The 23,572-nt window shown below is 66.6% G+C and carries 19 protein-coding genes; 9 read left to right on the top strand and 10 right to left on the bottom strand.

Annotated elements, in window-relative coordinates; genetic code table 11:
• Positions 1 to 38: 38 nt before the first annotated feature.
• Positions 39 to 1,259, bottom strand: a complete 1,221-nt coding sequence (gene hemA, locus SCLO_RS05315) for a 5-aminolevulinate synthase (protein WP_066517554.1) — start codon at positions 1,257 to 1,259, stop codon at positions 39 to 41.
• A 129-nt stretch (positions 1,260 to 1,388) separates the two neighbouring features.
• Positions 1,389 to 2,192 (bottom strand): glutamate racemase, encoded by an 804-nt coding sequence (gene murI / locus SCLO_RS05310; protein WP_066517556.1) that lies wholly within the window; start codon positions 2,190 to 2,192, stop codon positions 1,389 to 1,391.
• A 129-nt stretch (positions 2,193 to 2,321) separates the two neighbouring features.
• Here murI and plsY point away from each other — a divergent pair, with 129 nt between their 5' ends.
• The 3 genes from plsY (at position 2,322) to topA (ending at position 6,682) form a co-directional block, all read left to right on the top strand.
• Complete coding sequence (gene plsY, locus SCLO_RS05305) at positions 2,322 to 2,921, top strand: glycerol-3-phosphate 1-O-acyltransferase PlsY (RefSeq protein WP_066517523.1); 600 nt, start codon at positions 2,322 to 2,324, stop codon at positions 2,919 to 2,921.
• Positions 2,918 to 4,000, top strand: coding sequence for a DNA-processing protein DprA (gene dprA, locus SCLO_RS05300; protein WP_066517525.1), 1,083 nt, complete (start codon positions 2,918 to 2,920; stop codon positions 3,998 to 4,000). The genes plsY and dprA overlap by 4 nt, the downstream gene beginning before the upstream one ends.
• A gap of 126 nt (positions 4,001 to 4,126) precedes the next feature.
• A complete protein-coding gene (gene topA, locus SCLO_RS05295) occupies positions 4,127 to 6,682 on the top strand; it encodes a type I DNA topoisomerase (RefSeq protein WP_096362093.1) in 2,556 nt (851 codons plus the stop codon).
• A gap of 36 nt (positions 6,683 to 6,718) precedes the next feature.
• On the opposite strand, the gene SCLO_RS05290 is transcribed toward topA, so the two are convergent.
• From SCLO_RS05290 to lepB, 6 genes are all read right to left on the bottom strand, one after another.
• Positions 6,719 to 8,227 carry an ABC1 kinase family protein gene (locus SCLO_RS05290; RefSeq protein WP_066520680.1) on the bottom strand — a complete coding sequence of 503 codons (1,509 nt, stop codon included), beginning with the start codon at positions 8,225 to 8,227 and terminating at the stop codon, positions 6,719 to 6,721.
• 50 nt (positions 8,228 to 8,277) lie between these two features.
• Positions 8,278 to 9,186 (bottom strand): GTPase Era, encoded by a 909-nt coding sequence (era, locus tag SCLO_RS05285; RefSeq protein WP_066520681.1) that lies wholly within the window; start codon positions 9,184 to 9,186, stop codon positions 8,278 to 8,280.
• Between the two features lie 194 nt (positions 9,187 to 9,380).
• Complete coding sequence (locus SCLO_RS05280) at positions 9,381 to 10,226, bottom strand: AAA family ATPase (RefSeq protein ID WP_066520741.1); 846 nt, start codon at positions 10,224 to 10,226, stop codon at positions 9,381 to 9,383.
• A 96-nt stretch (positions 10,227 to 10,322) separates the two neighbouring features.
• The gene (locus SCLO_RS05275) at positions 10,323 to 11,003 is read right to left on the bottom strand and encodes a DUF6975 family protein (protein WP_066520682.1); all 681 of its coding nucleotides are present in this window, start codon (positions 11,001 to 11,003) and stop codon (positions 10,323 to 10,325) included.
• Between the two features lie 273 nt (positions 11,004 to 11,276).
• Positions 11,277 to 11,948 (bottom strand): ribonuclease III, encoded by a 672-nt coding sequence (gene rnc / locus SCLO_RS05270; RefSeq protein WP_083949179.1) that lies wholly within the window; start codon positions 11,946 to 11,948, stop codon positions 11,277 to 11,279.
• The gene (gene lepB, locus SCLO_RS05265) at positions 11,945 to 12,769 is read right to left on the bottom strand and encodes a signal peptidase I (protein ID WP_066520684.1); all 825 of its coding nucleotides are present in this window, start codon (positions 12,767 to 12,769) and stop codon (positions 11,945 to 11,947) included. Before lepB ends, rnc begins: the two co-directional genes overlap by 4 nt.
• Positions 12,770 to 12,946: 177 nt before the next feature.
• Here lepB and pgi point away from each other — a divergent pair, with 177 nt between their 5' ends.
• Positions 12,947 to 14,452 carry a glucose-6-phosphate isomerase gene (pgi, locus tag SCLO_RS05260; protein WP_066520687.1) on the top strand — a complete coding sequence of 502 codons (1,506 nt, stop codon included), beginning with the start codon at positions 12,947 to 12,949 and terminating at the stop codon, positions 14,450 to 14,452.
• A gap of 147 nt (positions 14,453 to 14,599) precedes the next feature.
• Entirely contained in the window at positions 14,600 to 15,946 is a 1,347-nt protein-coding gene (gene gorA, locus SCLO_RS05255; RefSeq protein WP_066520692.1) for a glutathione-disulfide reductase, read from the top strand.
• 10 nt (positions 15,947 to 15,956) lie between these two features.
• Here gorA and SCLO_RS05250 read toward each other — a convergent pair whose 3' ends face one another.
• Together SCLO_RS05250 and SCLO_RS05245 are read right to left on the bottom strand one after the other, a co-directional pair.
• Positions 15,957 to 16,676 carry a 2OG-Fe dioxygenase family protein gene (locus SCLO_RS05250; protein WP_066520695.1) on the bottom strand — a complete coding sequence of 240 codons (720 nt, stop codon included), beginning with the start codon at positions 16,674 to 16,676 and terminating at the stop codon, positions 15,957 to 15,959.
• Between the two features lie 57 nt (positions 16,677 to 16,733).
• On the bottom strand, positions 16,734 to 18,149 hold the full coding sequence (locus tag SCLO_RS05245) for a helix-turn-helix domain-containing protein (RefSeq protein ID WP_066520698.1): 1,416 nt from the start codon (positions 18,147 to 18,149) through the stop codon (positions 16,734 to 16,736).
• Positions 18,150 to 18,270: 121 nt separating this feature from the next.
• On the opposite strand from SCLO_RS05245, the gene SCLO_RS05240 reads away from it, so the two are divergent.
• The 4 genes from SCLO_RS05240 (at position 18,271) to bioB (ending at position 23,533) form a co-directional block, all read left to right on the top strand.
• A complete protein-coding gene (locus tag SCLO_RS05240; RefSeq protein WP_066520706.1) occupies positions 18,271 to 19,803 on the top strand; it encodes an acyl-CoA carboxylase subunit beta in 1,533 nt (510 codons plus the stop codon).
• Positions 19,804 to 19,816: 13 nt separating this feature from the next.
• Positions 19,817 to 20,254, top strand: a complete 438-nt coding sequence (gene mce / locus SCLO_RS05235) for a methylmalonyl-CoA epimerase (protein ID WP_066520709.1) — start codon at positions 19,817 to 19,819, stop codon at positions 20,252 to 20,254.
• A gap of 127 nt (positions 20,255 to 20,381) precedes the next feature.
• Positions 20,382 to 22,535, top strand: coding sequence for a methylmalonyl-CoA mutase (gene scpA, locus SCLO_RS05230; RefSeq protein ID WP_066520711.1), 2,154 nt, complete (start codon positions 20,382 to 20,384; stop codon positions 22,533 to 22,535).
• A 5-nt stretch (positions 22,536 to 22,540) separates the two neighbouring features.
• Positions 22,541 to 23,533 (top strand): biotin synthase BioB, encoded by a 993-nt coding sequence (gene bioB / locus SCLO_RS05225; RefSeq protein WP_066520718.1) that lies wholly within the window; start codon positions 22,541 to 22,543, stop codon positions 23,531 to 23,533.
• Positions 23,534 to 23,572: the final 39 nt, after the last annotated feature.

Raw genomic sequence — 23,572 nt, 5'->3', positions numbered from 1 at the left:
CCCGACTTCGCGCAAACGGACGGACGCCTGTTAAACCCTCAGGCGGCCTTGCGGAATTCCAGTTCCAGGCGGTCCCAGATTTCGACCAGCGCGTCCACCAGGTCGCGCATCATGGCTTCGTCATGCGTCGGGCCGGGGGTGAAGCGCAGGCGCTCGGTCCCACGCGGTACGGTGGGATAGTTGATGGGCTGCACATAGGCGCCATATTCGGCGAGCAGGATGTCGCTGATCCGCTTGGCCTTCACAGGATCGCCGACCATCAGCGGCACGATATGCGTGACCGACGGCATCACCGGCAGGCCCGCGTCGCGCATCAACTGCTTGAGCTTCGCGGCGGCCGCCTGCTGCCCTTCGCGCTCCTCGTTCGACTGCTTGAGATGGCGCACGCTCGCCAGCACGCCCGAAACCAGCACGGGCGAGAGCGAGGTGGTGAAGATGAAGCCGGGCGCATAGCTGCGGATCACGTCGATGATCATCTGATCGGCGGCGATATAGCCGCCCATGACGCCGAACGCCTTGCCCAGCGTTCCTTCGATGATGGTGAGGCGGTGGGCCACGTCGTCCCGTTCGGAAATGCCGCCGCCCCGCGCGCCGTACATGCCGACCGCATGGACTTCGTCCAGATAGGTGAGCGCGTTGAACTCATCGGCCAGATCGCAGATTTCCGCGATGGGCGCGATGTCGCCGTCCATCGAATAGACGCTTTCGAACGCGATCAGCTTGGGCACGGCGGGATCTTCCGCCGCCAGCAATTCGCGCAGATGCTCCACGTCATTGTGACGGAACACGCGCTTTTCGCAGCCGGAATTGCGGATGCCCGCGATCATCGACGCGTGGTTCAGCTCATCGGAGAAGATGATGCAGCCCGGCAGCAGCTTCGCCAGCGTGGAGAGCGTCGCTTCGTTCGACACATAGCCGGACGTGAAGATCAGCGCGCCTTCCTTGCCGTGCAGATCGGCCAGTTCGCCTTCCAGGTCGATATGATAATGGGTGTTGCCGCCGATATTGCGGGTGCCGCCCGATCCCGCGCCGACATCGTGCAGCGCCTCTTCCATCGCGGCGACGACCTTGGGATGCTGGCCCATGGAGAGATAGTCGTTGGAGCACCAGACGGTGATCGGCTTCGGGCCGTTATGGCCGTGGAAGCATCGCGCATTGGGGAACGCACCCTTGTTGCGCAGGATGTCGATGAAAACCCGGTAGCGGCCCTCTTCGTGGAGCCGGTCGATCGCCTGAGCGAAGATATGCTTGTAGTTCACGAAAAGCCCTATCCCTTTGGCCCACATCCTCTCGTTGCGGGCATTTACCTGCTCTGGCCCGCTATTACCAGCGATAACCGCTCGCAAATATAGGGGGAAATACCGATCAGAGAAATCGGACCGTTTGTCCTAGAGGGCATCGATCCGATCCAGGCCATAGCCGGCGAGCGCATCATGAAGGGCGCGCACGTCGTCGTCGACCCGCGTGAACACCGCCGCGCCGGGCGGGGGAGCGGCGGGCCAGGGCTGTCCCTGCGTCAGATAGGCGATGCGCCGGGCGATGCCTTCGCCGCCGTGCACGAAGCGCAGCGGGCGGGGCGCGGCGGCGCTCAGTTCCGCTTCGACCAGGGGGAAATGCGTGCAGGCCAGCACCACCACGTCCATCCGCTCGCCGCCCGGCTGGTCGAGCAATCCGGCCAGCGCATCGCGGGCGATCGCGGGGTCGATCGGCCCGCCCCGCAATTTCGTTTCGGCCAGTTGCACCAGCGCGGCGCTGCCGTGGCGCAGCACCAGGCAATCGCTGCCGAATTCGGCGGCCAGCCGGTCGACATAAGGCTGGCGGACGGTCGCATCGGTGCCGAGCACGCCGAACACCCGGCTTTTCGAGAGCAGCGCGGCGGGCTTGATCGCGGGGACGGTGCCGACGACGGGAATGTCCAGCGCGGCGCGCACGGCGGGCAGGGCGATGGTGGAGGCCGTGTTGCAGGCGATCACCGCCAGGCGCGGGCGGTAGCGTTCCACCAGCCGCCCCAGCAGGGCAGGGACGCGCGCGGCGATCTCCGCCTCGCTCTTCGTCCCATAGGGGAAGCCCGCGCTGTCGGCGGCGTAGATGACCGGCGCGGTCGGAAGAAGAGTCCGGGCCGGGCCGAGGATGGACAGCCCGCCGACGCCGGAATCGAAGAAAAGCAGGGGAGCGGTGGGTGCGATCTTCATGAATGTCCACATCTCGCCGCGCCGGTCGCGGCTGTCAACCGGGGAGGAAGTGGCGGGAAGGCGCGCTTCGTCATTGCCGGATGCGGCGGGAACGCTATGGTCGCGCCGCAACTCCTGTTCGGTGAGATCATGACAATTCCCTGGCTTCTTCCCGCTGCCGTCCTGCTGATCGGCTATGTCCTGGGGTCGATCCCCTTCGGCCTGCTGTTGACGAGGGCGATGGGCGCGGGCGACCTGCGGCAGATCGGATCGGGCAATATCGGCGCGACCAACGTGCTGCGGACGGGGCGCAAGGGGCTGGCGGCGGCGACGCTCCTGCTGGACCTCGCCAAGGGCGCGGCGGCGGTGCTGATCGGCGAATCGCTGGTCAGCGGCGGCGGGGCCATGGCGGGGGCGATGGCCTTCATCGGGCATTGCTATCCGGTCTGGCTGCGCTTTGCCGGGGGCAAAGGCGTGGCGACGATGATGGGCGTGGTGACGGCGCTTTACTGGCCCGCCGGCATCGTGTTCGCGCTGGTGTGGCTGGCGGCGCTGTTCGGGACGCGCTGGTCGTCGGTCGGCGGCATGGGCGCGGCGGCGAGCGCGCCGGTCGCGATGGCGGCGCTGGGGCGCTATGACCTGTTGCCGGTGACGCTGGCGCTGGCGCTGATCGTGCTGTGGCGGCATCGCGCCAATATCGCGCGGCTCGCGAACGGGATGGAACCGAAGATCGGAGCGTCCAAGGGGTGAGCGAACAGGAACGGCTCGACCGGCTGCGCCTGATCCGTTCGCCCCGGATCGGGCCGGTCAGCTTCCGGCAGCTCATGGCGCGGTTCGGGACGGCGGGGGAAGCCCTGCGCGCCGTCCCCGATCTGGCGGCGCGGGGCGGCGGCAAGGGGCAGGTCGCCGATGCGCGGGCCGTGGAGGCGGAGATCGCGCGAAGCCGTTCCCTGGGCGCGCGTTACCTCCTGATGGGCGATGCGGATTATCCCTTCCTGCTGGACCAGATGGAAGGCGCGCCGCCCGCGCTGATCGTGAAAGGGGATGTTGCGCTTGCCGCCCGGTCCTGCGTCGCCATCGTCGGCGCACGCAACGCTTCGGCGGCGGCGTGCCGCTTTGCCCGGACATTGGCGCAGGAACTGGGGCAGGCGGGCGCGGTGGTCGTGTCCGGGCTGGCGCGGGGCATCGACACCGCCGCGCATCAGGGATCGGTCGCCAGCGGCACCATAGGCGTGATCGCCTGCGGCATCGACGTCGTTTTTCCTCCAGAAAATGCCGAACTTCAGGATCAGGTGGCGCGTGACGGCCTGCTCGTCACCGAACATCCGCCCGGCACGCAGCCGCTCGCCCGCCATTTCCCGGCGCGCAACCGCATCATCGCGGGACTGGCGGCGGGCACGGTGGTGGTGGAAGCCGCGCCCAAATCCGGTTCGCTCATCACCGCGCGGCTGGCGGGAGAGGCAGGGCGGGAGGTGATGGCCGTGCCCGGATCGCCGCTCGATCCGCGCGCGCAGGGGTGCAACCAGTTGATCCGCGAGGGCGCGATCCTGATCCAGAATGGCGGCGATGTGATGGAAGCCATCGGTTCGCTCGACGCGCGGATGGTGCGGCAGGGACGCATGGATTTCCTGGCCGAGCCCGCCGGCACCGATGTCACGGAGCAGGAACGGGCCGCGATTATCGCCCTTTTGGGACCGGCGCCCGCTCCGGTGGATGAAGTCATGCGGCTGTGCGGGCTGGCGCCTTCGCTGGTGCAGACCGTGTTGCTGGAGCTGGAACTGGCCGGGCGGCTGGACCGTCATGCGGGCAGCCGCGTCAGCCTGCGTTGAGGGGATAAGAAAGACTTGCTGGCCTTTGAAGGACTTCCCACTTAATCACTCCGCCGCTTGACGCCTGCCATGGGCGCCTTCCAGACTCGCGCGTACGTGTGAGGACATTTCAGAACCGGGGCTTGAATGCAGCTAGTTATCGTCGAATCGCCCGCCAAGGCGAAGACCATCGAGAAATATCTGGGCGGCGATTTCCATGTGCTCGCCAGCTATGGCCATATCCGCGACCTGCCGGCCAAGGACGGATCGGTGGACCCCGATGCGGGCTTTGCGATGCAGTGGGAGAATTATGGCGACAAGGGCAGGCAGCTCAAGGCCATCACGGACGAGGCGAAGAAGGCCGACCGCCTGATCCTGGCCACCGACCCCGACCGCGAGGGTGAGGCGATCAGCTGGCATGTGCAGGAAGTGCTGCGCGCGAAGAAGGCGTTGCCGCAGAAGGTGGACCGCGTCACCTTCAACGCCATTACCAAGCAGGCGGTGACGGACGCGATGGCGCACCCCCGCGCCCTGGACGAGGATCTGATCGACGCCTATCGGGCGCGGCGGGCACTGGATTATCTGGTGGGCTTCACCCTGTCGCCGGTACTGTGGCGCAAGCTGCCCGGCGCGAAGTCGGCTGGGCGCGTGCAGTCGGTGGCGCTGCGTCTGGTGGTGGATCGCGAGCGCGAGATCGAGAGCTTCGTTGCACAGGAATATTGGTCCGTCGCGGCCGAGATGGAGCAGGGCGGGCAGGGCTTCACCGCGCGGCTGGTGCGCTGGCGCGGCGAGAAGATCGACCGTCTGACCATCGGCAAGGAAGGCGACGCCATGGCCGCGAAGGCGGACGTGGAGGCCGGGCGCTTCACGGTCGATAAGGTCGAGACCAAGCCGCTCACCCGCAATCCGCCGCCGCCCTTCACCACATCGACCTTGCAGCAGGAGGCGGCGCGCAAGCTCGGTTTCTCCGCCAGCCATACGATGCGGATCGCGCAGCAGCTTTATGAGGACGGCGCGATCACCTATATGCGGACGGACGGCGTGCAGATGGACGGCAGCGCCATCTCCGCCGCGCGCAAGGCCATCGCGGAGCGCTATGACGGCGGCTATCTGCCGGAGAAGCCGCGCCAGTATCAGACCAAGGCCAAGAATGCGCAGGAAGCGCATGAAGCCATCCGCCCGACCGAGTTCGGCCGGGACAAGGTGGGTTCAGGCGATCATGCGCGGCTCTACGACCTGATCTTCAAGCGCGCGCTGGCGAGCCAGATGGCGTCGGCGCGGCTGGAACGCACGACCGTCGATATGGTGGACGGCACGGGCCAGCACGCCCTGCGCGCCACGGGACAGGTGGTGATCTTCCCCGGCTTCCTCGCGCTCTATGAGGAAGGGCGCGACGACAGCGATGACGAGGACGGCAAGTTGCTGCCGCGCATGGCGGCGGGCGATGCCCCGGCGAAGAAGAAGGTGACGGCGGAGCAGCATTTCACCCAGCCGCCGCCGCGCTATTCCGAAGCGAGCCTTGTCAAGAAGCTGGAGGAGCTGGGGATCGGGCGGCCTTCGACCTATGCCTCGACGCTTCAGGTGCTCAAGGACCGCGACTATGTGCGGGTGGAGAAGAACCGCTTCTTCGCCGAGGAAAGCGGGCGGCTGGTGACGGCGTTCCTGGAACGCTTCTTCGAACGCTATGTGTCCTACGACTTCACGGCGGGGCTGGAGGAGGAACTGGACGATATTTCCGGCGGCCGCGCCCAATGGCAGGCGGTGCTGGAAGCCTTCTGGCGCGACTTCAAGCCCAAGACCGCCGAGGTGATGGAGCAGAAGCCGTCCGACATCACGGCGGCGCTGGACAAGTTCCTCGAACCCATGCTGTTCCCGCCCAGGGCGGACGGGTCGAACCCGCGCGCCTGCCCGATGTGCGGCGACGGGCAATTGTCGCTGCGCGGCGGGCGGTTCGGGGCGTTCATTGCCTGCTCCAACTATCCGGAATGCAAATATACGCGGAAATTCGGGCAGCCCGGCGGGGACAAGGGCGAGGATACGGGGCCGGAAGTGCTGGGCCAGCATCCCGAGACCGGACAGGACATCGTGCGGAAATCCGGGCGCTTTGGCCCCTATATCGAAATGGGCGAGGGCAAGGAGGCGAAGCGCGGTTCCATCCCCAAGGACTTGCCGGACGGCGAACTGACGCTGGACTGGGCGGTGAAGCTCTTGAGCCTTCCCCGCGAGGTGGGGCTGCATCCGGAAACGGGCAAGCCCATCGTGGCGAATATCGGGCGCTTCGGGCCTTATCTGCTGCATGACGGCAAATATGGCCGCCTGTCCTCGACCGCCGAGATTTTCGAGGTGGGGATGAACAGCGCCGTCGCCAAGCTGGCCGACGCCGCCAATCGCGGCGGGCGTTCGGCGGGCGGGCGCGAGCCGCTCAAGGTGCTGGGCAAGCATCCGCGCACCGAGGCGGAGATCAAGCTGATGGCGGGGCGCTATGGCCCCTATGTCACCGACGGCACCACCAATGCGACGTTGCCCAAGACCATCGAGCAGGATGCTCTGACGCTGGAGGAAGCCGCGCAACTGATCGATGCGCGCGCGGCGGCGGCTCCGGCGAAGAAGGGCAAGAAGAAGGCGGCTCCCAAAAAGGCGGCGGCGAAGAAAGCCCCTGCGAAGAAGGCTTCCGTGAAAAAGAAGGCCGAAGCGGCGGAGTAGTGGCGCGCGCGCCTGCTTTCGCGGGCGCCCGCCCGATCATCGCAGGCCGAGCATCAGGGCGACCAGCGCTCCTGCCGCCAGCACCGCGCCCGCGATCCACTTCGCGCCCGCGATGATCGCCCCGTCCGATGGGCCGGACCGCTGCGCCTCCGGCTCCGTCTCCAGCTTTCGGGTGAACGCCCGCAACAGGCGCGGCGCGTCGTCGGCGATGCGCGACGCCTCCAGCAGCAGCGCGACGATCTTGTCCTGTGAGCGGCTGGCGGCGAGGCGGTTCATCACCAGCCGTCCCCGCGCGCGCTGGATCGCCTCCGACAGGTCGAAGCCCGGCTGGATCGCGTTCAGCACGCCGTCCATGGTGATGAGCGCCTTGAAGATCAGCGCCAGATCGGGCGGCAGCACCAGCCCCTCCTTCCGCAGCAACGGAAAGAAATCCGCCACCAGCGCGCCCAGCACCAGCGGCCCGTTGCTGTGCCGCGCCGTCAGATGCTCCGCCGCGGTCAGGATGCGTTCGCGCGCGACGCCGCTCCCCGCCGACCAGAGCGCCAGCGTGTCCGCCAGCGTCGGCGCGTCGCCGGAGCGCAGCGCGAGGATGAAGGTCAGGAACTCCTGCTGCCGCCGCGCGCTCACATGGCCGATGAGGCCGAGGTCGAGCAGCGCCAGCCTGTCGCCCGGCAGGCACAGCAGGTTGCCCGGATGCGGATCGCCATGGAAGCGGCCGTTGACCAGCACCATGTCCAGCACCAGTTCCGCGCCCAGATCGGCGATGGCGGCCGGATCGATGCCCGCCGCGCGCAAGCTCTCTCCGTCGCGGGGCGCGACCCCGGCGACATAATCCATCACCAGCACGGTTTCGCTGCTGAACCGCCAGTGGATCGCGGGGATGACGACGCCGGGATGGCCGGACAGGTCTTCGCGCAGCCGGTCGGCATTGCGGCCTTCCTGCGTGAAATCCAGTTCCTCCAGCACCGTGTCGAGCAATTGCCCCACCAGCGCGCGGGGCTGGAAATGGCGCGCTTCGCGGCTGCCGCTTTCCACGATGGCCGCCAGATGGGTGATGAGCCGCAGGTCCGCCTGCATCTTCTGACGGATGCCGGGGCGGCGGATCTTCACCACCACCTCGTTTCCGTCGCGCAATGTGGCGCGATGCACCTGCGCCATGGAGGCGGCGGCCAGCGGCGCCGTATCGAAATGGGCGAAGGCGGTTTCCGGCGGCTCGCCCAGCGCTTCCTCCAGCCTTGGCCGCAGCGCGTCGAAGGGCAGGGTCGGCGCTTCGCTGTGCAGCTTCTCGAACTCGGCGACCCATGGGTCTGGCAGCAGGTCGCGGCGCGTGGCGAGGATCTGGCCCAGCTTGACGAAGGTCGGTCCCAGCGCCTCCAGCGCCTGGCGCGTGCGGCGGGGCAGGTCGGGCGGCTCGCTGCCCGAATCGCGATCCTGCCCCAGTCCCAGCCGCGCGAGCAGCACGTCCAGCCCGTAGCGGGCGGCGACGGCGCTGATTTCGGCAAGGCGTTCCCGGTCGCGGGCGGCGACTACCAAAGTCTTGAGCATGGCCGCTCAACGATCCGGGCGGGGAATCGTTGCGCTTGCGCTCCGAACCGTCATTCCACCCAGTCGAGGCCGATGTCGCGATAGATGCCGCGATCCTCCTGCCAATCCTCCTTCACCTTGACGTGGAGGTAGAGATGGACCTTGCAACCCAGCAGCGCGGCCAGTTCGGCGCGGGCCTTCGACCCGATTTCCTTGAGGCGCTGGCCGCCCTTGCCCAGCACGATGGCGCGCTGGGTCGGGCGGGCGACGAGGATCTGCTGGTGGATTTCGACCGACCCGTCCTCCCGCTCGGAATATTTCTCCGTGTCGACGGCGGCGGCATAGGGAAGCTCGGCGTGGAGCTGGTGATAGAGTTGCTCGCGCGTGATCTCGGCGGCCAGCATCCGGTCGGTGGCGTCGGACACCTGATCTTCCGGAAAGTGCCAGGGGCCCTCCGGCATGGCGGCGGCGAAGGCGGACTTGAGTTCGGGCAGGCCGTCGCCCGTCGCCGCGCTCACGAAGAAGATTTCCTCGAAGCCCAGCGCGTCGTTCAGCTTCTGGGTGTGGACGAGCAGCTTGTCCTTGGCGGCGATGTCGACCTTGTTCAGGATCAGCCATTTGCGCTCGGATCGGCCGGACAGCGCCTCGATGATCGGTTCGACCTTGGGCCCCAGCCCGGCCTTGCCGTCGACGATCAGCGCGATCAGGTCCGCGCCCTGCGCGCCGCCCCATGCCGCCTGCACCATGGCCCGGTCGAGCCGCCTCTTGGGGGCGAAGATGCCGGGCGTGTCCACCAGCACGATCTGCGCGTCGCCCTCGATCGCGACGCCCATGACGCGGGTGCGCGTAGTCTGCGCCTTGGGGCTGGTGATCGCCACCTTCTGCCCCACCAGCGCGTTGACGAGCGTGGACTTGCCCGCATTGGGCGCGCCCACGATGGCGACCACGCCGCAGCGCTGCTTGTCTGGGTCAACCGTCAATCAAAACTCCTTTGTCCCGCGAGCATGCGGGCGTTTCCGTTCCCTTGCGAATCCCTTATGTCGAAGAGCGTCCAGCCGCCAGAGGGACGACCGAATTTCCGTCCGCGGCCATGGCAGGGCCTGCCGCTATCCCTTCCTTGCTGCATCGCGGCATGGAGGAAGGCGGTCTCCCGACGACTCCACCGCCGCCGCCCTTATCGCTGCTGCCGCCGCGCCATGAAGGCGAGGCGTTCGAACATCATGATGTCCTGCTCGTTCTTCAGCAGCGCGCCGTGGAGGGGCGGAATCGCCTTGGTCGGGTCGCTGTTCTGGAGCACGTCGAGCGGCATGTCCTCATTGAGCAGCAGCTTCAGCCAGTCGAGCAGTTCGCTGGTGCTGGGTTTCTTCTTGAGGCCCGGCACCTCGCGAATGTCGTAGAAGATGTCCATCGCCTTGCTGACGAGCATCTTCTGGATGCCGGGGAAGTGCACGTCGACGATGGCCTGCATCGTCTCGCGGTCGGGGAATTTGATGTAATGGAAGAAGCAGCGGCGCAGGAAGGCGTCGGGCAGTTCCTTCTCGTTGTTCGAGGTGATGACGACGACCGGCCGTTCCTTCGCGGCGATGGTCTCGCCCGTTTCGTAGACGTGGAAGGCCATGCGATCGAGTTCCTGCAACAGGTCGTTGGGAAACTCGATGTCGGCCTTGTCGATCTCGTCGATCAGCAGGACGGGCAACTCGGGCGAGGTGAAGGCTTCCCACAGCTTGCCCTTGCGGATGTAGTTGGAAATGTCGTGGACGCGCGGATCGCCGAGCTGGCCGTCGCGCAGGCGGGCGACCGCGTCATATTCATAGAGGCCCTGATGCGCCTTGGTCGTGGACTTGACGTTCCATTCGATGAGGGGCGCGTCCAGCGCCTTGGCGATCTCCTGCGCCAGCACGGTCTTGCCGGTGCCCGGCTCCCCCTTCACCAGCAGCGGGCGGCGCAGCAGAACGGCGGCGTTGACCGCGACCTTCAGATCGTCGGTAGCGACATAATCCCGCGTGCCTTCAAATCGCATCTTCATTCCGCTCTTTGCTGTCCATCCGCCGAACGGACTAGGCAAAGCGGACCGTCCGCGCAATGCGTTTGTGCGGTGCGGTGGAACCAATGCCCGTCAGGAACGGGCGCGGACCTGCGCGCGGGCGGCGAGCAGATCCCATAGCCCGCGATGCTGGCTGAGCAGCTGGCGCGCGCCGAACTGGATGGCGCGGTCTATGGCTTCATCCCCGCCGATGGCGCGGGCGACCGCCATGGTGGCGGCGCGGTCGGGAAGGGTCGAGGGGGCCGGTTCGATGCCGACCCGGATCGCGGCCTTGTCCAGCACGCGGCGCACCGCCCGCCAGTCGAGCACCAGCGCGATCGCCGCGCCCAGCGCGCAGCCGCGCCGGTCGGACTGGGCCAGCATGTCGAGCGCGTGGCGCTGCTGGCTGACGGTGGTTTCGCAATCGGCCTGCCCCGCCGTGCTGGGCGCGGGGCCGACGGCGACGGTCACCTGCGTCAGATAGGCGCGCTCGCGGGCGAAGCCGTCGGCGGCCTGGATCAGCCACTGGCGCGCGGCATTGTCGGCCGAACGGGTGGCGGCATGGTCGATGACGCCGGGATGACGGCCATGGAGCAGGCAGAGATAATAGGCCGCATCGGCAAGGTCGGAAAGGGAAAGCAGCGCGTCGCGCATGCCCTGGTCCCCCGCCGCCTGATGGGCATAGGAATGGGCGCCGGTGCCGTCGGCGGTGACCAGCGCCTCCAATATATCCGCTATGTCTTTCCATTGATGGCGCTGCGCCGACTCGTTCATCACCCGAAAATCCCTGTGCCTGCATGCATTTAAGGCCGAAAGGGAACGCTATCGCAGCGGGGTAAAGGAGGCGTTAAGCCGATCGCCCGAATACCCGTTTTTCATTCGTCTCGCCCGCAAAACCGCACCGTTCGACGGTCCGGCCCGGCCCGATGGATGGAGATGGACGGCAGACGGCCGAAGCCTGCTCGCGCCTGGCGTGCTTGCTGTCCGGGAAGCGGGCGGGAGGCAGGTCGTCCCATGGGCTCGCCGTCCGCCCTCCACCGCCGCCTTTCAGCCCGGCAGCTTCTCCAGCAGGGCCTTGGCCGCCGCCGTTTCCGCTTCCTGCTTGGACCCGCCGGTGGCGCTGGCCTCGCCCGCGCCCTTGATCGATACGGTGACGGTGAAGCGCAGCGCATGGTGCGGGCCGGATCGGTCCGTCATCACATATTCCGGCGGTTTGCGCCGGTTGGCGGCCGCCCATTCCTGAAGCGCGGATTTGGGATGGCGCGGCGCGCTGGTCTGGGTGTCCACCCGGTCGCCCCACAGGCGATGCACCAGCGCCCTCGCTTCGTCCAGGCCGCCCTCCAGATAGAGCGCGCCGATCAGGGCCTCCATCACGTCGCCCAGCACATTGTCGCTGTCGTTCGCGCCATCGTCGCGCGCCTGCTTGCCAAGGACGAGATGGGCGGGGACGCCCGCCGCGCGCGCGACCTCGGCACAGGTTTCGCCCGACACCAGCGCGTTGAACCGGCGGGAGAGCTTGCCTTCGGGCTCGCCCGCGAACCGCGCATAGACCCATTCGGCGACCAGCAGGCCCAGCACCCGGTCGCCCAGAAATTCCAGCCTTTCATAATTGGCGGAATGCGCGCTGCCATGGGTCAGCGCCTGCGCGAAGGCGGCGGGATCATGCGGCGCGCGCCCGATCAGCGCCTTCAGCCAGCCCGCCGTGTCGGGCTTGCTCAAAAGCCTTCCCCGATGCGGCTCCAGCGGGCGGCGGTGAACCAGGTCCAGGGCAGGAACCAGTTGGCGCCGCCGTCGGTCGAAAAGACGGAGACCATCGCCTTGCCCACCAGGTTTTCCTCGGGAACCAGGCCGATTCCGCCGCCTTCCACCGCCGGGAAGCGGCTGTCGGCGGAGCGGTCGCGATTGTCGCCCATCATGAAGAGATGGCCTTCGGGCACCAGCACCGTGTCGCGGTCGTCAGCCGCGCCGTCCGGCACAAGGTCAAGGACGTTGTAGCTTTTGCCGTTGGGCAGCGTCTCGCGATATTGGGGGTAGCGGCACTGGCGGCCCCCCTCCGGCGCGGCTTCCTCGAAATCGGGGCGGTAGCAGGGGGACGGGCTGCCTTCCTTCCGCGCCGCGTCCACCATGTTGGGCGTCACCGGGATCACGAAATCGGCGACCCGCTTCTTCGGGATGGCCTGACCGTTCAGATAGACGGTGCCGCCGCGGACCGAAACCATGTCGCCGGGCAGGCCGATGACGCGCTTGATATAGTCGTTCTTCTGGCTGGGCGGGGCCTTGAACACCACCACGTCGCCGCGCTCGGGCGTGGAGGCGAAGATGCGGCCGGGGATCAGCGGCACGCCGAAGGGCAGGGAATAGCGCGAATAGCCATAGGGCCATTTGGCGACCAGCAGGTAATCGCCGATCAACAGGCGCGGCTGCATCGATTCCGACGGGATGTTGAACGGCGAAACGATGAAGCTTCGCAGGACAAAGACGAACACCGCCAGCTTTGCGAGAAACCAGAGGAAATCCCGCGTTTCCGATTTTGCGCTCATGCTCGTTCTGATTGTCCCTTCGTGGCGCCGGCAAAGCGGCCTGTCGCGGCTTTTGCGGGCTTGGATGAGCCGCGTCAAGCACGGGCGGCGATGCAAATCGTCCCGGCATTGGCTAAAGAGGGAAAGAATCGACAGGTGCAGCGTCGGTGTCGACCAACATCATAAGAGGATTTCCCCATGCCGTCCCCTGCACAGGCCGCCATCGCGCGCCTTCCGCAAGCCGATCTCAAGACCATCTTCACCGCCGATCCCGACCGGCTGTCCCGCTTCGTTCTGACGCGGGGGCCGATCCGCTTCGACTGGTCCAAGACGCATCTGACCGACGATCTGATGGACGCCTTTCTGGAACTGGCGCGGGAACGCGACTTTGCCGGCTGGCGCGACGCGCTGTTCGCGGGCAAGCCCGTCAACAACAGCGAAGGCCGCGCGGCCGAGCATCCCGCCGAACGGGGCGAGGGCAATGCCGACAGCGTGGCGCGGGCGCGGATGTTCCATGCCCGGATGCGCGCCCTGATCGACGCGATCGAGGCGGAGGCGCTGGGGCCGGTCCGCCATATCCTGCATATCGGCATCGGCGGGTCGGCGCTGGGGCCGGACCTGATCGTCGATGCGCTGGGCGGCGACGGGCTGCGCTACGATGTCGCCATCGTCTCCAATGTGGACGGCACCGCGCTGGAACGGGCGATGGACCGCTTCGATCCCCACGCCACCCTGATCGCGGTCGCCTCCAAGACCTTCACCACCACCGAGACCATGCTGAACGCGGCGAGCGCGATCAACTGGATGGTGGAGGCGGGGGTGGACGATCCCTATGGCCGGGTCGTGGCTCTCACCGCCTCGCCGGACCGGGCGATCGAATGGGGCGTCGACGAAACGCGCATCCTGCCTTTCGCCGAAAGCGTGGGCGGGCGCTATTCGCTCTGGTCCTCCATCGGCTTTCCCGCCGCGCTGGCGCTGGGCTGGGACGCGTTCGAAAGCCTGCTGGAAGGGGCGGCGGCGATGGACCGGCATTTCCGCCTGTCCGATCCGCGCGGGAATGCGCCGCTGATCGCCGCCTTCGCGGACCAATATTATGCGCGGGTGATGGGTTGCCAGACCCGCGCGCTCTTCGCCTATGATGAGCGGCTGCGGCTGCTGCCTTCCTACCTTCAGCAACTGGAGATGGAGAGCAACGGCAAGAGCGTCACCCGCGACGGCGATCCGGTGGACGGTCCCACCGCGCCGATCACCTGGGGCGGCGTGGGCACGGACGCGCAACATGCGGTGTTCCAGCTTCTGCATCAGGGCACGGTGATCGCCCCGGTCGAGTTCGTCGCCTCCATCGAGCCGGGCCATGCCCTCGATCCGGCGCATCACCGGGCGCTGCTGGTCAACTGCTTCGCGCAGGGCGCGGCCCTGATGCGCGGACGGGACAATCCCGACGATCCGGCGCGCGCCTATCCGGGCAACCGGCCCTCCACCACGATCCTGCTCGACGATGTGACGCCGGAGGCGCTGGGCGCGCTCATCGCCTTCTACGAACATCGCACCTTCGCCAATGCGGTGCTGATGGGGATCAATCCCTTCGACCAGTTCGGCGTGGAACTGGGCAAGGAAATCGCCAAATCCATCGAGGCGGACGGGCCCAAGGGCTTCGATCCGTCCACCATGGCGCTGATCGACATCGCCCTGGGCGGGGTTTGATGGGGTTGGCGGGCGGTTTTGGCCAAAGCTTGCCATTAAGCGGTGCATGCTGGAAACCGGGCTTTCCGCTCTCCGCTCCATCCAAAATCCCGTTTGTAACTCCGCCGGGGTGCCGCCATATGCGCGGCATACCCAGCGGAGGCTTGCATGAGCGATTATGATTTCGACCTTTTCGTCATCGGCGCGGGATCGGGGGGCGTGCGCGCGTCCCGCGTGGCGTCCGCCCATGGCGCGAAGGTCGCCGTGGCGGAGGAGCATCGGGTCGGGGGCACCTGCGTCATCCGCGGCTGCGTGCCCAAGAAGCTGCTCGTCTACGGCGCGCATTTCGCCGAGGATCTGAAGGACGCCCGTCGCTTCGGCTGGAACGTGCCCGACTGCGCCTTCGAATGGCCGGTGCTGCGCGACAATGTGCTGGCCGATGTGGACCGGCTGGAAGGGCTCTACAAGAACACGCTCGACAGCCACCATGTCGAACTGATCCCCGAACGCGCGACCATCGCCGGTCCCCATGCGGTAAGGCTCGCCGGCGGGCGCGAGGTCAGCGCGAAATATATCCTGGTCGCCACCGGCGCCTGGCCGGTCGTGCCGGACATCGAGGGCGCGGAGCATGGCCTCACCTCGAACGAGATGTTCCATCTGGACGAGGCGCCCAAACGGCTGGCCATCATCGGCGGCGGCTATATCGCCAATGAGTTCGCGGGCATCTTCCACCAGTTCGGCAGTCAGGTGACGCTGGTCAACCGCTCCTCCACGCTGCTGCGCGGCTATGACGAGAGCATCCGCGACCGGCTGATGCAGATTTCGGTGGGGAAGGGCATCCAGTTCCGTTTCAACGCCCCGCTCGACCGGGTGGAGAAGCAGGAGGACGGCACGCTCAGCGTCCACTTCAAGGAGGGCGATCCGATCGCCTGCGACGTCCTGCTGTTCGCGGCGGGACGGCGGCCCCACACGGACGGCCTTGGCCTTGAAAAGGCCGGGGTCGAGGTGGACGACAAGGGCGCGATCAAGGTCGACGCGCATAGCCGGACCAGTTGCGAGAGCATCTATGCGGTGGGCGACGTGACCGACCGGCTGCAACTGACGCCGGTGGCGATCCGCGAGGGCCATGCCTTTGCCGATACGGTGTTCGGCGATAATCCCCGCACGGTCGATTATGACTGCGTTCCCTCCGCCGTGTTCAGCGATCCGCCGATGGCGGGCGTGGGCCTCACCGAAGCGCAGGCGAAGAACATGCTCGGCACGGTCAAGGTCTATACGTCCGACTTCCGCCCGATGAAGAATGTGCTGGCCGGAAGGGAGGAGCGGGCGCTCTACAAGATGGTGGTGGACGCGACCACCAACCGCGTGGTGGGCCTGCACATGATCGGGCCGGACGCGCCCGAAATCCTGCAAGCCGCCGCCATCGCGGTGAAGGCGGGCCTCACCAAGCAGCAGTTCGACGACACGGTGGCGCTGCACCCCAGCATGGCCGAGGAACTGGTGCTTTTGAAATAAGGGGGCCGGGCTATTCCGCCGCGAAGGTCACGACCAGCGCGTCCCGCCATGCCGGGCGGTCCGGGTCGACGGCATGGATTTCGGTGACGCCGTGCAGGATGCGATGATCGTCGATCAGCACCGCGTCGCCCGGTTCGGTCAGCGTGAATTCGCCCAGCGGGGCGCCGTCGGGCGCGCCGATGCGGGTCACCCCTTCGCGGACGTTGCGCCGTTCGACCAGCATGACGAAGACCCAGTCCACGCCGTCGCGATGCAGTCCTTCGGGCGTGGGCCTGCCCGTTTCGCCCCGGCCGGTTTCGATGCGGAACAGGTGCATCTCCACATGCCAGCGTCCCGCGCGGCCGGTGAAGGTTTCGGCGCACAGGGCGAAGATGGCCCGCATGACCGGATGGTCCGCGGTCGCATCCGCCACCGGATCGAACCAGCGCTGCACGTCGCCGTTCAGCGGATTATAGTCACGGCTCTGGAAATGCGGCTGGTGCGGCTTGCGGGTGAAAAACCCGCCTTCGCAACGGAAAGCGGCATGGCGGCGGCGGCGGTAGCGCCCGCCGTCCGCCATATAGAGATCGGGGCCCAGGTCGTCCCAGCTCCGCGCGAAATCCTCCCATGCCTGCGCCGCCTCGCCGAGCAGCGCCCCTGTCTCCCGGCCTGCCAGCCGCGCATAGCCCCGCGCCGCCAGGTCGTCGCGCAAGCCGGCGGGAAGGGAGGAAAGGGCAGGGTTCGACGCCATCGCCTTGCCTTAAGGGCGGACCCTTCCCTTCGACAGGGCCAATCGGACCAAACTGGCTCAACCGATCCAATAGGGCACGATCTGCCGGTTGTCCGGATCGACATGGATCGGCCGGTCGGCGGGCGGGAAGGCGCGCTGGTCGCAGCTCTGGCGCGGGCACAGGCGGCAGGTGATGCCGATCGGCGTGGCCGCGCCTTCATCCTCCAGCCGCAGCCCGTCGGCATAGACGAAGTTCGCCGCATGGGCGACCTCGCAGCCCAGCACCACGGCATAGCGGCGCGGCGTGCGGGCATAGCTGCCCGAAGGCTTCACCAGCCCTTTCGCCATGGAGACATAGCGCACCCCGTCCGGCGTCTCGCCCAGCTGCACGTTGATCCGGTCGGGGATGGCGACCGCCTCATGCACGTTCCATAGGGGGCAGGCGCCGCCGAAACGGGCGAATTGCAGCCGCGTGGCGCTGTGCCGCTTGGTGATGTTGCCCGCCATGTCGACCCGGCAGAAGAAGAAGGGGATGCCGCGCAGCCCCGGCCGTTGCAGCGTGGAGAGGCGGTGGCAGGCCTGCTCGAAGCTGACGCCGAAACGGCGCGCCAGCCGGTCGATGTCGTGGCGGCTTTCCCGCGCCGCCTCCCGGAACGGCGCATAGGGCATCAGCAGCGCCCCCGCCGCATAATTGCCAAGGCCGATGGAAAGCAGCCGGTCCGCGCCGGTCACGGACAAGGCGGCCTTCGCCACGATGTCGGCGATCTGCGTCTGGCCCTCCAGCATCATGAGCTGGTGCCCCAGCATGAACTTGCGGCTTTCGGTGGGAAGGGCGGCGTTGACGAACAGCCGTCTTTCACCGGCATCATAGCTGCGCAGCGCGGAATCCGGGGTGTCGGCGATCAGTGTTTCGATGCCGTGCCGCCGGGCGAGCGCCTCCACCAGCATCCCTTCGTCCAGCACCTGCCCGGCGGTGAGGCTCGCGGCCATGTCCTCCGCCAGGCAGTCGAGCGAATGGACGTAATTGCCCGCCTCGTGGAACCAGTCGCGCGCCGCCTCCCACGGCAGGCGGGCCTGCACCGCATGATCGTTGGCGATGGCTTCCTCGATCATGTTGATCCGCTCGTTGGCGCGCATATGGGCGTTGTAGAGATCGAGATAACGCGCCGCGAACTCCGGGAATTGCAGGTGCAGCTTCTCGATCCGCTCCGGCTCCAGCGCCGCTCCGGGCAATTCGGGATGGGTGAGCGCGAAGGTGAACGCGCCCAGGAGCTGCTCTTCCTCCCGGCTGTCGAAACTGGCCCAGTCGGTCGGAAAGGCGCTGGCCAGCGCGGCCTTCACCTTGGCGGTCAGCGGCCGGTCGTCATTCTCCAACTGGCTGAGATAAGAGACGGAAATCCCCAGCGCCTGCGCCATGGCGGCCTGGTCCATGCGATGATCGATCCGAAGCTGGCGGAGCCTGGGACCGGCGAAGATGCGATTGCCACGTGCCATGCCCCACGGCATAATTTGCGAAGTCGTGATTTGCAAATTGGCAAATTTGCATTTGCGAAAAGCGCCAAAGGCTGGAAAGGGGCATCCATACCCGTCCGACCGACCGGAGAAAATGTCTATCATGTCCAGGCTTGCCATCATCGAACAGCTTGAAGCGAAGCGCGATGCCGCCCGGCTGGGCGGCGGCCAGCGCCGCATCGACGCGCAGCACGCCAAGGGGAAGCTGACCGCGCGCGAGCGGCTGGAAGTGCTGCTGGACGAGGACAGCTTCGAAGAGCTGGACATGTATGTCGAGCATAACTGCATCGACTTCGGCATGGACGAACAGCATATTCCGGGCGACGGCGTCGTCACCGGATCGGGCACGATCAACGGCCGCCTCGTCTATGTCTTCTCGCAGGACTTCACCGTCTATGGCGGCGCGGTGTCGGAACGGCACGCGATGAAGATCTGCAAGATCATGGACATGGCGATGAAGGTCGGCGCGCCCGTGATCGGCCTCAACGATTCCGGCGGCGCGCGCATCCAGGAAGGCGTGGCTTCGCTGGCGGGCTATGCCGAAATCTTCCAGCGCAACGTGCTGGCGTCGGGCGTGGTGCCGCAGATCAGCGTCATCATGGGCCCATGCGCGGGCGGTGCGGTCTATTCGCCCGCGATGACGGACTTCATCTTCATGGTGAAGGATTCGAGCTTCATGTTCGTGACCGGGCCGGATGTGGTGAAGACCGTCACCAACGAAGTCGTGACGCAGGAGGAACTGGGCGGCGCGGTCACCCACACCACCCGGTCGGGCGTGGCCGACGTGGCGTTCGAAAACGACATCGAAGCGCTGCTGGCCGTGCGCGATTTCGTCGATTTCCTGCCCGCTTCCAACCGCGAGCCCGTGCCGGAGCGCCCCAGCGCCGATCCGTGGGACCGGGTGGACGAAAGCCTCGACACGCTGGTCCCGGCCAATGCCAACCAGCCCTATGACATGCACGAACTGATCCGCAAGGTCGTGGACGAAGGCGATTTCTTCGAGGTCCAGCCTGCCCATGCGGGCAATATCCTGTGCGGCTTCGGGCGGATCGAGGGCAAGACGGTGGGCATCATCGCCAATCAGCCGATGGTGCTGGCCGGGGTGCTCGACATCAATTCGTCGAAGAAGGCGGGGCGTTTCGTCCGCTTCTGCGACGCGTTCGAGATTCCGATCGTCACCTTCGTCGACGTGCCGGGCTTCCTGCCGGGCACCGCGCAGGAGCATAACGGCATCATCAAGCATGGCGCGAAGCTGCTCTTCGCCTATGCCGAGGCGACCGTGCCCAAGATCACCGTCATCACGCGCAAGGCCTATGGCGGCGCCTATGACGTGATGTCCTCCAAGCATCTGCGCGGCGACCTCAACTATGCGTGGCCGACCGCCGAGATCGCGGTGATGGGTGCGAAGGGCGCGGTGGAGATCATCTTCCGCGGCAGGACGCCCGAGGAGATCGCCGAGCGCACCAGGGAATATGAGGACCGCTTCGCCAACCCCTTCGTGGCGGCGGGCAAGGGCTTCATCGACGAGGTGATCCAGCCCCATTCGACCCGCAAGCGCATCGCGCTGGGCCTGCGCAAGCTGCGCAACAAGGCGCTGGAGAATCCGTGGAAGAAGCACGACAATATCCCGCTGTGAGCGGAGGACAGGCATGAAACTGGGACGATTGAACCATATCGGCATCGCCACGCCTTCGCTGGAGGCCAGCATCGCCTATTATCGCGACGTGATGGGCGCGACGAAGATCCACGCGCCTTTCGACCTGCCCGCGCAGGGCGTGAAGGTCTGTTTCGTCGACACGCCGGGCGAAAACGGCACCGGCGGCACGCAGATCGAACTGATCGAGCCGCTGGGCGAGAACAGCCCGATCCACGGCTTCATCGCCAAGAACCCGGCGGGCGGGCAGCATCATATGTGCTATGAAGTGCCCGACATCCATGAAGCGAAGGCATGGTTCGAGGGGTTGGGGAAGAAGGTGCTGGGCGAACCCCGCATCGGCGCGCACGGCACGCCGATCTTCTTCGTCCACCCCAGGGACATGAACGGGGTGCTGACCGAGATCATGGAGACGCCCAGGGAGGCGCATTGACCGTCGAGGCTCCCGCTCCGTTCGCCCCGAGCTTGTCGAAGGGCTTCACCGAACGCAGTGAGATGTCCTCGCTATGCTCAGGCAAGGGCTTCGACTTCGTTCGGCCCGCACGGATTGGAAGTGAGTTATGACCGACAAGCCGACGCTGGATCAATGGGCCGCCGCCGCGTCCCGGGAAGTGAAGGGCAAGGACCTCACCTGGCGCACGCCGGAGGGGATCGACGTCAAGCCGCTTTACACGAGCGAGGACGTCAAGGTCGATCCGGGCCTTCCCGGCTTCGCGCCCTTCACCCGTGGCGTCCGGGCATCCATGTATGCGGGCCGTCCCTGGACCATCCGCCAATATGCGGGCTTCTCCACCGCCGAGGAATCCAACGCCTTCTACCGCCGCAACCTCGCGGCGGGGCAGAAGGGGCTGTCGGTCGCCTTCGACCTGGCCACCCATCGCGGCTATGACAGCGACCATCCCCGCGTCGTGGGCGACGTGGGCAAGGCGGGCGTCGCCATCGACAGCGTCGAGGACATGAAGATCCTCTTCGACGGCATCCCGCTCGACCAGATGTCGGTTTCCATGACGATGAACGGCGCAGTCATCCCGATCCTGTCCTTCTTCATCGTCGCGGGCGAGGAGCAGGGGGTCGATCGCAAGCTGCTGGACGGAACCATCCAGAACGACATTCTGAAGGAGTTCATGGTCCGCAACACCTATATCTACCCGCCCGAACCCTCGATGCGGATCATCTCCGACATTTTCGGCTACACGTCGCGGGAGATGCCCAAGTTCAACAGCATCTCCATTTCCGGCTATCACATGCAGGAAGCGGGCGCGACGCAGGTGCAGGAACTGGCTTTCACCATCGCGGACGGCATGGAATATGTGAAATATGGCGTGGCGTCGGGCCTCGACATCGACAAGTTCGCCGGACGCCTCAGCTTCTTCTTCGCCATCGGCATGAACTTCTTCATGGAAGTGGCGAAGCTGCGCGCCGCCCGCGTGCTGTGGCACCGCGCCATGACGACGCTGGGCGCGCAGGACGAACGCTCCAAGATGCTGCGCACCCACTGCCAGACCAGCGGCGTGTCGCTGACCGAGCAGGACCCCTATAACAACGTCATGCGCACCACCATCGAGGCGATGGCCGCGATGCTGGGCGGCACCCAGTCGCTCCACACCAACGCGCTGGACGAAGCCATCGCGCTGCCGACCGACTTTTCCGCGCGCATCGCCCGCAACACGCAGATCATCATCCAGGAAGAGACCGGCATGTGCAATGTCGTCGATCCCCTGGGCGGCAGCTATTATGTCGAGGCGCTGACGCAGGAACTGGTGGACCAGGCGCAGGCGATCATCGACCGCGTCCAGGGTGAAGGCGGCATGGCGAAGGCGGTCGCGGCCGGCTGGCCCAAGGCGATGATCGAGGAAGCCGCCGCCGCCCGCCAGGCCCGCGTGGACCGGGGCGAGGACGTGATTGTCGGCGTCAACAAATACCGCCTCGCGAACGAAGACCTGCTCGAGACGCTGGAGGTCGACAACACCAAGGTCCGCGAAGCGCAGATCGCCCGCATCAACAAGATGAAGGCAGAACGCGACGAGGCCAAATGCCAAGCGGCGCTCGACGCCCTGCGCAAGGGCGCGGCCGGCCCCGCGAGCATCGAGAACAACTTGCTCGCGCTGGCCGTGGAATGCGCCCGCGCCCGCGCCACGCTGGGCGAGATCAGCTCCGCCATGGAGGAGAGCTTCGATCGCTACGGCACGGTGCCGACGCCGGTGAAGGGCGTCTATGCGGCGCCCTACAAGGACGACAGCCGCTGGAAACAGGTTCTTGACGGTGTGCAGGCCGTCGAGCGGCGCCTTGGTCGCAAGCCGAAGATCCTCATCGCCAAGATGGGGCAGGACGGCCACGACCGGGGCGCCAACATCATCGCGTCGGCCTTTGGCGACATGGGCTTCGATGTCGTGTCCGGCCCGCTGTTCCAGACGCCGGAGGAAACGGTGGTGCTGGCGCTCGACGCGGGCGTGGACGTGGTCGGCGCGTCGAGCCTCGCGGCGGGGCACAAGACGCTGATCCCCGAACTCATCAGGGAGCTTCGGGAGGCGGGACGCCATGACGTGAAAGTGATCGCGGGGGGCGTCATTCCGCCACAGGATTACGACTTCCTTCGTGACGCGGGTGTGCAGGGCATTTATGGTCCCGGCTCCAATGTCGTGGAGTGCGCGGCCGACGTGCTGCGCCTCCTCGGCCACAACATGCCCCCGCCGGGGCTGGAGGAAGCCGCTTGAGCCAGATGACACCCCGTACCGACTGGACGCGCGAGGAAATCGCCGCGCTGTTCGACCTGCCCTTCAACGACCTGCTGTTCGAAGCGCAGGCGATCCACCGCGAGAACTTCCCGCGCAATGAAGTGCAGCTTTCCACCCTGCTGTCGATCAAGACCGGCGGCTGTCCGGAGGATTGCGGTTATTGCAGCCAGTCGACCGAAGCGGAAAGCGGCCTCAAGGCTACCAAGCTGATGGACGTGCAGGCCGTGCTGCAAGCGGCGGCGCAGGCGAAAGACCATGGCTCCGGCCGTTTCTGCATGGGCGCGGCATGGCGCAATCCCAAGGATCGCGACATGCCCAGGCTCATCGAGATGGTGAAGGGCGTGCGCCAGATGGGCATGGAAACCTGCATGACGCTCGGCATGTTGAGCGAGGGGCAGGCGAGGCAGCTCGCCGATGCGGGCCTCGATTACTACAATCATAATATCGACACCTCGCCGGAAAACTACGCCAACGTCATCACCACCCGGACCTTCGAGGACCGGATCGAGACGCTGGAGAATGTCCGCAATGCGGGCATCAACGTGTGCTGCGGCGGCATCGTCGGACTGGGCGAAACGCGGGGCGACCGCATCGGCTTCCTCCACGCGCTCGCCACCATGCCGCATCCCGAAAGCGTGCCGATCAACGCGCTGGTGCCGGTCAAGGGCACGGTGCTGGGCGACATGCTGGCCGACACGCCGCTCGCCAGGATCGACGAGATCGAGTTCGTGCGGACCGTCGCCGTGGCGCGGATCGTCATGCCGCGGTCGATGGTGCGCCTCTCGGCGGGCCGGGAAAGCATGAGCGAAGCCTGTCAGGCGCTCTGCTTCATGGCGGGCGCGAACAGCATCTTCACCGGCGACAAGCTGCTCACGGCGGCCAATGCGGGCGACGACAAGGACAGCGCGCTGCTCGGCAAGCTGGGCCTGACGCCGATGATGGCCCAGCCGCACGGGCATCTGGAGGCGGCTGAATAGGCATTTATCTCCGTTCGCCCTGAGCGAAGTCGAAGGGCT

Source organism: Sphingobium cloacae (assembly GCF_002355855.1).
GTDB lineage: Bacteria > Pseudomonadota > Alphaproteobacteria > Sphingomonadales > Sphingomonadaceae > Sphingobium > Sphingobium cloacae.
Note: the sequence above shows the minus strand (reverse complement) of the source record. Positions and strands in the feature narration are given on the sequence as shown.